We start from the raw sequence: 12,479 nt of genomic DNA on the forward strand, positions 1-12,479 counted from the left end.
TTACGCTTCGCTAACCCGCCCTACGTAGGATCGCGGGCTCCTTCCAACTTCCCCACTTTGGCCGTAAAATCGCCCCTGCATGGCACGCGCGAGCAATCTTGTGATCGGAACGGCGACGCTGGCGGCGATCGCCGTGGCGTTCGGCGGCCTGCTCGGCGCGCAGAAATGGCGCACCATCCAGAGCCGCAGCCAGTTGCGCGTGGTGTTCGAGGGCGGCTCCGCCAGCGGCCTGCGCCGCGGTGGGCCGGTTAATTTCGACGGCGTGCCCGCCGGCCAGATCCTGTCGATCAAGCTGGAGAGTCCCCGCAGGATCGTGGCGCTCGTCATGCTCGACAATGCCGCGCCGATCCGCAAGGACACCGTGGCAGGCATCGAGTTCCAGGGTCTCACCGGCGTTGCCGCGATCTCATTGATCGGCGGCGTCCCCTCTGCACCGCCGGTGCCGCTGGACGCGGACGGCATCCCGGTGCTGACGGCCGATCTCAGCGACGCCGAAACCATCGTCGAAACCCTGCACAGCGTCGACCGCACCATCGTGAACAACGCCCCAGGGATCAAGGAGGGCCTGCACACGTTCGAGAACTATACCGCCGACCTCAGGAGCAAGGGCGGCGAGATCGACTCCGTCATGGCCAAGGTGGACAGCGCCTTTGCGGGCTTCGACAAGGCGGTCGGGAAGATCGAAGGCGCGGTGCCGGGCTTCGTCGACGGCAAGGCGGACGAGCTGTTCGAGAAGATCCAGGGGCTGCACGAGCTTGCCGGCACCATGAAGAAAAAGTCGGCAGCCTATCTCGACGACATTCGCCGCTCGCTGCTCGACGTCAGCGAGGCCGCCAACAAGATGAGCGGCGCGCCGGCGCCTGCATCCCCGCGCCCACCGCGCAAGCCCGAGCAGAAGAAGCAGTAGCCTCCTGACCCTCCCCTGGAGGGGGAGGGTCGATCGCGCGGAGCGCGAGCGGGGTGGGGTGATCTCTCAACGCGGGCAGTGTGTACTGCGGATAGACTGTCACCCCACCTCGGTTCGCATTGCGCTTCGCTGCATGCGAACCGATCCGCCCCCTCCAGGGGAGGATGGCAATCCCGCCGTGGCCTATCAATCGAGCTTACCACGCGTAGCGCACGAGACCCTTGCCGGCGTAGGACCGCGTGAGGTTCGAGAACTCGCCCTCGAATGTCGCCGACGCGGACCAGCCGTTCATCCAGTTCATCTGCACCGATGCCGTGGTCAGCGCGGAGTCGCGCGCCTGCGCGGCGCCGTTCACGACGAAGGCCGATCCCGGCAGCGTCTGGAACACCGCACCGACCGTACGGTCCGGATTGTAATCGTGCGCCCAGGCGAGGCGGCCGCGCAGGGTCATCAGGCCGCCTGCCGCGGCAAAGGACCGGTCCGCGCGCAGGCCGAGCTCGGAGCGGGTGCTGGTCACGTCCTTGGCGGCATAGTTGAGCGCGAAGACGTTGCTGCCCACCACCGCCGACTCGGCATAGGCGGGAAGGCTGAACAAGGTGGCCTGGAGCGCGGCGTAGGGCGTGACGCCGGCCCATTGCATGGCGTAGCGATAGCCGCCCTCGATGCGGCCCGAGACGGCGTTGGCGTTGAACTGCGCCCGCAACTGGTCATAGCCGGCGGCCGTCACGACGCGGTTGGTCGTAACGTCCTGCCAGCCATAGGCAAGCGCCGCCGTGACGTAGGCCGGTCCGGCCGTATGACGCAGGAAGGCGCCGGCCTGGAACAGATCGGAGCGCCCCCAACCGAGCCCGCTGACGTTGAATCCAGTCCCGCCGCCTGCGAGGGCGAAGCCCGCAATCGTCGACGGCGAGAAGCGGTAGTCGAGGCCCACTGCGGTGCCATAGACGCTGCTGGTGGTGGTGTTCGAGCCGAGGCCGGCATTGCCGTCGGTGGTCTGCGAGCCGCCATAACCGGCCGCCCACACGTCCCAACGCTGCTCGAACGTCGCAGCCGGCGCCTTGCGGTCGATCGCGGCGAACGCGTCGCGCGCGGTCGTACGGGTTGCGGCATAGGCACTCGCGCTTGCGTCATCGGCATAGGGTGTCGCGCCGGGCGTGCCACTGCGCGCCGAGCCGAACACGTCGGTCAGCAGATTGATGAACAGGTTCATCGCCTCAAAGGTCGTCTGCTGCGATGCCGTCGCCGACTCGCCGGAGGCCTGGGTCAGGCCCGCCGGTGAAAGATTTGCGAGCGCCACGGGCAGGCTGCCAGTACTGTTGAAATAGTTGGTCAACACGTTGGCGACGTTCTGCTGATTGATGTTGAGTCCGCTGCCGTAGCCCAACGCGAGGTCGAGGTAGACGTTGTTGGGATCGTAGCTGAGCGTCGGGTGCAGGTTGGACGACAGGCCGGCGACGACAGGATCGAACGTATCGGGCAGCGTCGCGGCGCTGAGGATCCTGTAGTGCTTCGCGACCGAGCCGGTGGGAACGACGACGACCGTCGCCCCGCCAAGCGTCGCCGTGCCGGCCACGACGGCGAGCCCGTTGTTGGCACCCGAGACCTGGACCATGTAGCTCGATGCCGACGTGAACGAGAGATTGCCGGCCACGTTGAGCGTCCCGGTCGGGCTGCCCGGCGCAAACGTACCGCCATTCACGGCAATCGCGCCGACCGTGCCCATGCCGCCGAACGTGCCGCCGGTGGCGATGCTCACGGTGCCGTTGATGGTGCCGGCGAGCATCAGCGTGCCGCCGAGCACGTTCCAGTCCTGATTGCCGGTGCCCGTTACAATCCAGGTCGAGCTATCGACTTTGTTGAAGGTCGCAAAGCCGTCGTACTGGAGGCCGGTGCCGATCAGGTCGAGATTGAATGTATCCTTGCCGGTGCCGCCGAGCTGGAACGTATCGGTTCCGGTCGCCAGCACCTGGCCGTTGATGACGCTGCCGGGGCCGAGCGTCAGCGTGTTCGGGCCACAGATGCAGAACTCGATCGCGGCCAAACCCGTCCCGGCGTTGATGGTCCCCGAGTTGAAAACGCTGCCGCCGCCACTGACGCTGATGCCGATGCCGCCGGCCCCGACATTGATCGTGCCGGTATTGACGATCTGGTTGGTCGTGCTGAAAGAGCTGACGTCGATGCCGACGCCGGCAGCGCCGACGGTGATGGTGCCGCGATTGGTGATGACATTGGAGTCACCGTCAACAAAAATGCCTTCGGCGAAATCGCCGCCCGTAATTCGTCCGCTGTTTGTGATCGTGGCCGACGAACCAGAATAGGCGACGCCCACGCCGCCCAGGCCGACACTGATCGTGCCGCTCTGGCTTATGATGGCCCGGTCACCCTGCACAGAAATGCCGGCCGATGCGGTATCCCCGACCGTGATCGCACCGCCGTTGGTGACCTTGGCATCATCGCCCTGCACGGCGATGCCGACGCCGACATCGCCGGCCGTGATTGAGCCAAAATTGCTGACGGTCTGGACGTTGCCTTGCAGGAACATGCCGGCCGCAAACTGCCCGACCGTGATGGTACCGGTGGCGGTGTTGGTGACCGTGTTGTTGTTGCTGATCGCCAGAATGCCGCCGGAGAATCCGGCGGAGCTTCCGACCGTGATTGCGCCGGCATTGGTGATGGTCGTGGCACCAAACGCAAAAATGCCGCTGGCACCGTCGCCGCCCGTGATCGTGCCCGTCACGACGTTGGTGACCGTGTTGTTCTGGCCGGAGAAGACACCCACGCCCGACGCACCGACCGACAGCGCACCGCTGTTGGAGACGGTGTTGTTGTCGCCGACCGAGATCGCGGCACCGTTGTCCCCCGTCGTGATCGTGCCGGCATTGGTGATGACGTTTTGATTGATCGCCTGGATGCCGAGGCCGTTGTCGAGCACCGTGATGGTGCTGTTGTTGATCACGGTGTTGGAATTTCCAACGGCGATGCCGGTGAGGCCCGAACCTGCCGACACTGTCCCGTTGTTGGTGACGGTGCTGGAATTGTTGACGCCGATCGAGAGCGTGCCGTTGTCGTTCACGGTCGCGCCCGAGAGCACGTTGACATTGAGGCCGTCGACCCCGGCCCCGGCCTGAAAGCCGTCGGTGTCGGTACCCGTACAGGTGACAGTCTGGCCGCTCGTGGCTGGATCCGGTGTGCAGGCCGCGTGGGCCGGCGACCCCAGCAAGGTGAGCCCCAAAGCGAGCGCGACCATGCTGACGGATAAAGCGGCAACGCACTGCCGATCCTGCCGCCTCGATTGCCCCTCACCGCTCACGCCACGCTCCCAGCCGGTTCCGCGGGGGAACTTAGGCGATGAGAGGGTCCCGTAGAACTACGGCAAGGCCGGAATTCGCCCGTTTGCCCCTAACCAAGGCAGAATCCGGCAGTCATGTTGCAGCCGAGCCACGGTTTCAGGGCAGAATTCCCGTTCTGTATATCGAGGGGGATCGCAAGAAGCTCAATAGTTGCTGGCCGCCGATCCATTCGGAATGCCCTCGATCGGACATTCATCGGTACCCGGCGTCGCGCGGGTCATCGCCTCGACCATGTCGCGCGTGCCTTCGGGGTCTTTGATCCAGTTCTTGTAGAAATCATACGGGCACGCCGCGACGCCACGCGGGCTGTCGCCGGAATTGATCATGCCGGTGTAGCCGCGATGGACCAGCTTGTAGAGATGGTTCTGCGACTGGCCGTTGCGGCGCGCATCGCGGATCAGATGCTTCGAGAGCTGGGCGTACTGGATGCCGTAATCCTCCTCGCCGCATTCGCCGAGGGTGCGGCCGTCGAAGCCGATGATCGCGGAGTGGCCGAAGTAAGAGTAGACGCCGTCGAAGCCGGCGGCATTGGCGACCGCGACATAGACGTTGTTGGCCCAGGCCATCGCCTTGGAGATCATGACCTGCTGCTCCTTGGCCGGATACATGTAGCCCTGGCAGCGCACGATCAGCTCTGCGCCCTTCATGGCGCAGTCGCGCCAGATCTCCGGATAATTGCCGTCATCGCAGATGATCAGGCTGACCTTCAGCCCCTTCGGACCCTCGGAGACATAGGTGCAGTTGCCGGGGTACCAGCCTTCGATCGGCACCCACGGCATGATCTTGCGGTACTTCTGCACGATCTCGCCCTTGTCGTTCATCAGGATCAGGGTGTTGTAGGGCGCCTTGTGCGGATGCTCTTCGTGGCGTTCGCCGGTGAGCGAGAACACGCCCCACACTTTTGCCTTGCGGCAGGCTTCCGCAAAGATCGCGGTCTCCTCGCCCGGCACCATCGAGGCCGTCTCGTACATCTCCTTGGAATCGTACATGATGCCTTGCGTGGAATATTCCGGGAAGATCACGAGATCCATGCCGGGCAGGCCGAGCTTCATGCCGACGATCATGTCGGCGATCTTGCGGGCATTGTCGAGCACCTCGGCCTTGGTGTGCAGGCGGGGCATCTTGTAATTGACCACCGCGACGCCGACCGTGTCGTTGCTGCTGGAAATGTCACCGTGAAGCATGTTGAGCGCTCCTGTCTTCCGTTCGTGTGGGTCGTGGGTTAGTGGCTGATCATCCAGGGCCGCGCGGTCGGAAAGCCCTTGGCGCCGCTTTTGGTCTTGGTCATCAGCCGCGCCGGCTTTTTCCTGTCGGTCGGGCTCTTGTCCTTCACGGTCCTGCCCGACGAGCAGCAGCCGCAGCCCGGGCCATGCGAGGCCTTGTATTGCGCCAGCGTCTGCGGCGCGTGGGTGCTGCGCTCGTTGACGGCGTGCGCCTTGCGCTTCTCCGCCGGCATGCAGAAGAAGTTCGGCGCGGTCAGGATGACGCGCGGCGCCATGGTCTCGCAATGCGGACAGCTTTGCGGATCGTCGCATTCCGCCATCGGGCGCAAGTCCTTGAAGGGACCGCAATCGTTACAGAGATATTCGTAGACCGGCATCGCATCACCTACGCTCTTGCCTGTTCACACAACTCGCTGCCACCGTGCGCGTGGCGACAGCCCCTCACCCCGACCCTCTCCCCGTAAGAACGGGGAGAGGGGGCGCGGCGTCACTTGTCCGGCGAGATCGGCATCTGGATATCGCCGGTGATGTGCTTGATGGGTCCGGCCGCCGACGGCATCACGTCGAAGTCGAAGATCTCGGTCGGCAGCCATAGCGTGGCGCAGGCGTTGGGCACGTCGACCACGCCGGAGATGTGGCCCTGACACGGCGCGGTGCCGAGGATCGAATAGGCCTGGGCGCCGGAATAGCCGAACTTCTTCAGATACTCGATGGCGTTGAGGCAGGCCTGGCGATAGGCGATGTGGACGTCGAGATAATGCTGCTTGCCAGCTTCGTCGACCGAGATGCCTTCGAAGATCAGATAGTCCTTGTAGTTCGGCGTGATCGGCGACGGCTTGAAGATCGGGTTCTTGATGCCGTATTTCGACATGCCGTCCTTGATCACCTCGACCTTGAGGTGCAGCCAGCCGGCCATTTCGATGGCGCCGCAGAAGGTGATCTCGCCGTCGCCCTGGCTGAAGTGCAGGTCGCCCATCGAGAGACCGGCGCCGGGGACGTAGACCGGGAAGTAGATCTTCGAGCCGCGCGAGAGATCCTTGATGTCGCAGTTGCCGCCATGCTCGCGCGGCGGCACGGTGCGCGCACCCTCTGCACCGATCTTGACTTTCACATCGCCCTTGGCGCGGCCGCCATGGGCGGTCGGCGCGAACGGCGGATTGGCAAGGCCGGGCACGCGGGTCGGGTTGGTCGAGATCAGCTCGGCCTCGCGCTTGTTCCAGGTCTCCAGCATCTTCGGATCGGGCAGGCACCCGATCAGGCCGGGATGGATGAGACCTGCAAAGTTGACGCCGGGCACGTGACGCGACGAGGTGTAGAGACCCTTGATGTCCCAGATCGACTTCTGCGCCAGCGGGAAGTGGTCGGTGAGGAAGCCGCCGCCATTCTGCTTGGAGAAGAAGCCGTTGAAGCCCCACAGGCTCTCCTTGAGCGGGCCGACGTCGAGCAGGTCGACGACGAGGAGGTCGCCGGGCTCTGCGCCCTTGACGCCGATCGGGCCGGAGAGGAAGTGCACGATCGACAGGTCGATGTCACGCACGTCGTCGGCGGAATCGTTGTTCTTGATGAAGCCGCCGGTCCAATCATAGGTCTCGATGATGAAATCGTCGCCGGGATTGACCCAGGCCACGATCGGGATGTCGGGGTGCCAGCGGTTGTGCACCATGTCGTTCTCATAGGCCGACTTGGTGAGATCGACCTTGATCAGTGTCTCTGGCATCGAGATGCTCCCCTTTTACTGCGGTTGGTTAGACGGACAGATATTTCGAGACCTGCGCGGCATCGACGGCGTCGCGCGGATCGTCGCGCACGATCTCGCCGTTCTCGATCACCAGCACGCGATCGGCGATGTCGAGCGCAAAGCTCAGGACCTGCTCGGAGACGACGATCGAGAGCCCCTTCTCGTCGCGGATGCGTTTCAAGGTGCGCGCCATCTCCTTGATGATCGAGGGCTGAATGCCTTCGGTCGGCTCGTCCAGCAGCAGCACCTTCGGCTTGGTGGCGAGCGCGCGCGCGATCGCCAATTGTTGCTGTTGCCCGCCCGAGAGATTGCCGCCGCGGCGGCCCTTCATCTCCAGCAGCACCGGGAACAATTCGTAGATGTCGTCAGGCACCTCCGAGCCGCCGGACACGACCAGCCCGGTCTCGATGTTCTCCTTCACCGTCATGGTGGAGAAGATCATGCGGCCCTGCGGCACGTAGGCGAGGCCCTTGGCGACGCGCTCAAAGCTCTTGAGGTTGCCGAGCTCGGCGCCGTCCATGCTCACCGAGCCGCTTCGAGCCGGCAGGATGCCCATCAGCGACTTCATCAGCGTGGTCTTGCCCATGCCGTTGCGGCCCATGATCGCGACGATCTCGTTCGCCGCGACCTTGACGTTGAGCCCGTGCAGCACCTCGCTCTGGCCGTAGGCGACGTGGAGATCGGAAATAGCCAGCATGATGCGCTCCTAGGCTCGCTGTTGCTTCACCTCTCCCCACCGGGGAGAGGTCGGCGCGTAGCGCCGGGTGAGGGGGCGCAAGCCTATCGAGGGACCGGAACCCCTCACCCGAATGGCTGCGCCATTCGACCTCTCCCTACGGGAGAGGTGAACGGAGTGCGCAGCGCTCGTCCGCCCCGTACGCACCATCTCAGTGCCCCAGGTACACTTCAATGACCTTGGGATCGTTCTTGACCTTCTCCATCGTCCCTTCCGAGAGGATCTGGCCCTGGTGCAGCACGGTGACCTTGTGCGCGATGTCCTCGACGAACTTCATGTCGTGCTCGATCACCAGCACCGAACGGTTCTTGATGATGCGGTTGAGCAGCTCGGCGGTCTTGACGCGCTCCGAGACGCTCATGCCGGCGACGGGCTCGTCGAGCATCAGCAGGTCGGGATCCTGGATCAGCAGCATGCCGATCTCGAGCCACTGTTTCTGGCCATGGCTGAGCTCGTCGGCATAGGTGTTGAGCTTGTCCTTGAGGAAGATCATCTCCGCGACCTCCTCGACCCGGTCTTTGACCAGCTGGTCGCGCTGAAAGGTCAACGAGCCGAACACGGTGCGGCCGCGCGGGAACGAGATCTCGAGATTCTCGAACACGGTGAGATCCTCGAACACCGACGGCGTCTGGAACTTGCGTCCGACGCCGGTCTGCACGATCTCGTTCTCCTTCATCTTCGTGAGCTCCTTGCCACGAAACTGGATCGAGCCCGAGGTCGCCTTGGTCTTGCCGCAGATCAGGTCGAGCACCGTAGTCTTGCCGGCGCCGTTGGGACCGATGATGACGCGGATCTCGTTCTCCTCGACATAGAAGGAGAGGTCGTTGACCGCCTTGAACCCGTCGAACGAGACGGTGAGGCCGGAGACCGCGAGCAGGAAGTCCTTAGGCTGGTGTCCAATGAGCATGATCTACCCCCTCACTCTGCCGGCGCGCCGTCGGCGACCGAATTGTCGTTCCAGCCCGCCTTCGCCTTGCGCGAGGCGAACAGCCGGTCGATGCGCGGCTGCACGTAGTCGGCCCAGAGCCCGGACAGGCCGTTCGGGAAAGCGAGCACGACCGCGATGAACAGCGCGCCGAGGCCGAACAGCCAGAGCTGCGGGAAGGATTCCGACAGGCTGGTCTTGGCAAAATTCACCAGGATGGCGCCCCAGATTGCGCCGAAGATCGACATCCGCCCGCCGACCGCGGTGTAGATCACCATCTCGATCGACGGCACGATGCCGACGAAGGACGGCGACATGAAACCGACATTGAGCGCGAACATGGCGCCGCCGATCGCGGCGAAGATCGCGGCCATGCAGAAGGCGAAGATCTTGAAGTTGGCGACGCTGTAGCCGGAGAAGCGGACACGGTCCTCCTGCTCGCGCATCGCCACCAGGATGCGGCCGAGCTTGGTCAGACGGATGAACTGCGCGATGCCGATGCAGGCGAACAGCAGCACCACCTCGACGAAGTACAGGATGATCTTGGCGTGGTCGGGCCGGATGTCCCAACCCTTGAGCGTGCGCAGATCGGTCATGCCGTTGATGCCGCCGGTATAGCCCTGCTGTCCCACGATCAGGATGGTGAGGATGGCGGCGACGGCCTGGGTGATGATCGCGAAGTAGGTGCCGCCGACGCGGCGCTTGAACATCGCGGTGCCGATGATCAGGGCGAACAGGCCGGGGACCAGGATGATGGCGAGGATGGTGAAGGTGAGGCTGTGAAACGGCTGCCAGAACAACGGCAGCGCCGTGATCTGATTCCAGTCCATGAAATCGGGAATGCCGGGCGTCGACTGGATCTTGGTGTTCTCGACGCTGGAGGCCTCGAGCTTGAGAAACATCGCCATGCAATAGCCGCCGAGGCCGAAGAACACGCCCTGCCCCAGGCTCAGGATGCCGCCATAGCCCCAGCACAGCACGAGGCCGAGCGCGACAAAGGCGTAGGTCAGATATTTCGCGACCAGGTTGAGGCGGAATACATCCAGCGTCAGCGGCAGGATCACGAACAGCACGGCGGCGAGCGCAATGAAGCCCATCAGTTCGGATCGGTTGAAGAAGCGTGAGTTGATGATCATGACTTGCCTGCTTCTCGTTATTTGCGGACCTTGAGGGCGAACAGACCCTGCGGCCGCAGCATCAGGATGCCGACGACGGCGAGCAGCGTGAGCACCTTGGCCATCGAGCCCGACATGAAGAATTCGAGCGTCGATTGCGTCTGCGAGATCGAGAACGCGGAGGCGATGGTGCCGAGCAGGCTGGCGGCGCCGCCGAACACGACGACGAGGAACGTATCCACGATGTAGAGCTGGCCCGAGGTCGGCCCGGTCGAGCCGATCATGGTGAAGGCGCTGCCGGCGACACCGGCGATGCCGCAGCCGAGGCCGAAGGTGTAGCGATCGACCTTCTCGGTGTTGATGCCGACCGCGCCGGCCATGATGCGGTTCTGCACGACCGCGCGCACCTGGCGGCCCCAGCGCGACATGTAGAGAACGTAGGCGACGCAGATGGTGATCAGCACGGTGAGGCACATCACGAAGACGCCGTTGATCGGCACCTCGATGCTGTCGGTGACGCGCAGCGAGCCCAGCATCCATTGCGGCAGCTCGACGCCGACCTCGCGCGCGCCGAACACCGAGCGATAGGCCTGCTGCAGCATCAGGCTGAGGCCCCAGGTCGCGAGCAGCGTATCGAGCGGGCGCTTATAGAGGTGCCGGATCAGCACCCATTCCACCAGCATGCCCAGCGCGCCGGATGCGAGGAAGGCCAATATCATGGCAAGGAAGAAGTAGCCGCTGAACAGGCTCGGCAAATAGGCCTGAAAGAGATTGGAGGTCATCCAGGTGACGTAGGCCCCAAGGATCATGAACTCGCCATGGGCCATGTTGATGACGCCCATCTGGCCGAAGATGATCGCAAGGCCGAGCGCCATCAGGACATAGACGGAGAACAGGATCAGTCCGGCAAACCCCTGCATGACGAAGATCGAGCCGAGGTCGCCAATCGAATAGTCGCCGAACATCCATGTCCTCCGTCGGGAAAGGGTCCCGCGTCGCGAGCAGGTTCGCGACGCGGGGGCTTGAGGCATGGACTTGCGATCCACGCCAGGGAGCGGTTTTGCCTTGAGGGAAAGTGCGACGGGCGACTTACTGGTAGCCCTTCGGGAACGGATCCGGCTCGACGAGGTCGGCGGTCTCGAAGATCAGCTCGAACTGGCCATCGAGCTTGGCGCGCCCCACCCGGGTCTTCGACCAGAGGTGATGGTTCTCGTGGATGCGCACATAGCCTTCCGGCGCACCCTTGAACTCGACGCCCGGCGAAGCCGCCGCGATCTTGTCGACGTCGAAGGAGCCGGCCTTCTCGACCGTCAGCTTCCACAGCCAGGGGCCGAGATAGGCAGCCTGGGTGACGTCTCCGATCACGGTCTTCTCGCCCCACATCTTCTTGAACGCGGAGACGAAAGCCTTGTTGTTCGCATTGTCGAGCGACTGGAAGTACTTCATGCAGGCATAGGCGCCCGCGATGTTCTCGCCGCCGATACCGTCGATCTCGTCCTCCGTCACCGAGATCGTGAGCAGCGGCTGCTTGGCGAGATCGACGCCGGCCGCCTTGAGCTGCTTGTAGAAAGCGACGTTGGAACCGCCGACGACGTCGGTGAAGATGACGTCCGGCTTGGTCAGCTTGATCTTGTTGATGACCGAGTTGAACTGCGTCGAGCCGAGCGCATAGTATTCCTCGCCGACGACCTTGCCCTTGAGCACGTTTTCGACGTGCTTGCGGGCGATCTTGTTGGAGGTGCGTGGCCAGATGTAGTCCGAGCCGATGAAGAAGAACGACTTGGCGCCCTTCTCCTTGGCGATCCAGTTCAGGCCGGCGAGGATCTGCTGGGTCGCTTCCTGGCCGGTGTAGATCACGTTCTTGGACTGCTCGAGGCCTTCGTAGAAGGTCGGATAGTAGAGCATGCCGTTATACTGCTCGACGACCGGAAGCACCGCCTTGCGCGAGGCCGAGGTCCAGCAGCCCATGATCGCCGCGACCTTGTCGTTGACGAGGAGCTTCTTCGCCTTCTCGGCGAAGGTCGGCCAGTCCGATGCGCCGTCCTCCTGGATGAACTTGATCTTGCGGCCGAGCACGCCGCCGGCGGCGTTGATCTGCTCGATCGCGAGCTTTTCGGCCTGGATCGAGCCGGTTTCGGAGATCGCCATGGTGCCGGTCGCCGAATGCAGGATGCCGACCGTGACCTCGGTGTCGGTGACGGCCAGGCCCGTGGTATTGACCGCCGAGGTCGCCGGCGCCTGCGCAAAGGACGCCCGCGGCAGCATCGTGATGGCCGGCACGGCCGCCATCCCCATCAACAATTTGCGCCGCAGCGGCGACAACAGGCCCTTGTTTGCTTCGTCTGACATGAGCACCCCACTTTTGTTCGAGAACAGGCGATTGGTGCCGTGAGGATGGCTCGAATTTATGCAGCGCACGCATACGCAAGATCGCGTATACTGCACCGCAAAATGCCGACGTAGGCTTCTGGTACGGAATTTGCGA

The 12,479-nt window shown here is 63.7% G+C and carries 10 protein-coding genes; 1 reads left to right on the plus strand and 9 read right to left on the minus strand.

The genetic code is table 11. The annotated features are described in order from the left end of the window. Nucleotides 1-79 precede the first annotated feature (79 nt). The gene (locus ACNJYD_RS37520) at nt 80-907 is read left to right on the plus strand and encodes an MlaD family protein (RefSeq protein ID WP_439364918.1); all 828 of its coding nucleotides are present in this window, start codon (nt 80-82) and stop codon (nt 905-907) included. A gap of 196 nt (nt 908-1,103) precedes the next feature. Here the strand turns inward: ACNJYD_RS37520 and ACNJYD_RS37525 are convergent, their stop codons facing one another. The 9 genes from ACNJYD_RS37525 to urtA all read right to left on the minus strand — a co-directional run bounded on the left by ACNJYD_RS37525 (nt 1,104) and on the right by urtA (nt 12,343). Next, nucleotides 1,104-4,217: an autotransporter outer membrane beta-barrel domain-containing protein gene (locus ACNJYD_RS37525; RefSeq protein WP_439364919.1), complete on the minus strand. Its 3,114-nt coding sequence runs from the start codon at nt 4,215-4,217 to the stop codon at nt 1,104-1,106. Nucleotides 4,218-4,400: 183 nt separating this feature from the next. Beyond that, nucleotides 4,401-5,441: an aliphatic amidase gene (locus tag ACNJYD_RS37530; protein ID WP_172788866.1), complete on the minus strand. Its 1,041-nt coding sequence runs from the start codon at nt 5,439-5,441 to the stop codon at nt 4,401-4,403. Nucleotides 5,442-5,479: 38 nt separating this feature from the next. Next, the gene (locus ACNJYD_RS37535) at nt 5,480-5,857 is read right to left on the minus strand and encodes an FmdB family zinc ribbon protein (protein ID WP_439364920.1); all 378 of its coding nucleotides are present in this window, start codon (nt 5,855-5,857) and stop codon (nt 5,480-5,482) included. Nucleotides 5,858-5,967: 110 nt separating this feature from the next. After that, nucleotides 5,968-7,197: a formamidase gene (gene fmdA, locus ACNJYD_RS37540; protein WP_439364921.1), complete on the minus strand. Its 1,230-nt coding sequence runs from the start codon at nt 7,195-7,197 to the stop codon at nt 5,968-5,970. 28 nt (nt 7,198-7,225) lie between these two features. After that, nucleotides 7,226-7,915 carry an urea ABC transporter ATP-binding subunit UrtE gene (gene urtE, locus ACNJYD_RS37545; protein WP_212255876.1) on the minus strand — a complete coding sequence of 230 codons (690 nt, stop codon included), beginning with the start codon at nt 7,913-7,915 and terminating at the stop codon, nt 7,226-7,228. Between the two features lie 190 nt (nt 7,916-8,105). Then, nucleotides 8,106-8,861 carry an urea ABC transporter ATP-binding protein UrtD gene (gene urtD / locus ACNJYD_RS37550; protein WP_172788870.1) on the minus strand — a complete coding sequence of 252 codons (756 nt, stop codon included), beginning with the start codon at nt 8,859-8,861 and terminating at the stop codon, nt 8,106-8,108. Nucleotides 8,862-8,872: 11 nt separating this feature from the next. Beyond that, nucleotides 8,873-10,015 (minus strand): urea ABC transporter permease subunit UrtC, encoded by a 1,143-nt coding sequence (gene urtC, locus ACNJYD_RS37555; RefSeq protein WP_172788871.1) that lies wholly within the window; start codon nt 10,013-10,015, stop codon nt 8,873-8,875. Nucleotides 10,016-10,032: 17 nt separating this feature from the next. Further along, entirely contained in the window at nt 10,033-10,959 is a 927-nt protein-coding gene (gene urtB, locus ACNJYD_RS37560; RefSeq protein WP_172788872.1) for an urea ABC transporter permease subunit UrtB, read from the minus strand. Nucleotides 10,960-11,083: 124 nt separating this feature from the next. Beyond that, the gene (gene urtA / locus ACNJYD_RS37565; protein ID WP_172788873.1) at nt 11,084-12,343 is read right to left on the minus strand and encodes an urea ABC transporter substrate-binding protein; all 1,260 of its coding nucleotides are present in this window, start codon (nt 12,341-12,343) and stop codon (nt 11,084-11,086) included. Between the last annotated feature and the right edge of the window lie 136 nt (nt 12,344-12,479).

This window comes from Bradyrhizobium sp. SPXBL-02 (genome assembly GCF_051853065.1).
Classification (GTDB): Bacteria; Pseudomonadota; Alphaproteobacteria; order Rhizobiales; family Xanthobacteraceae; genus Bradyrhizobium.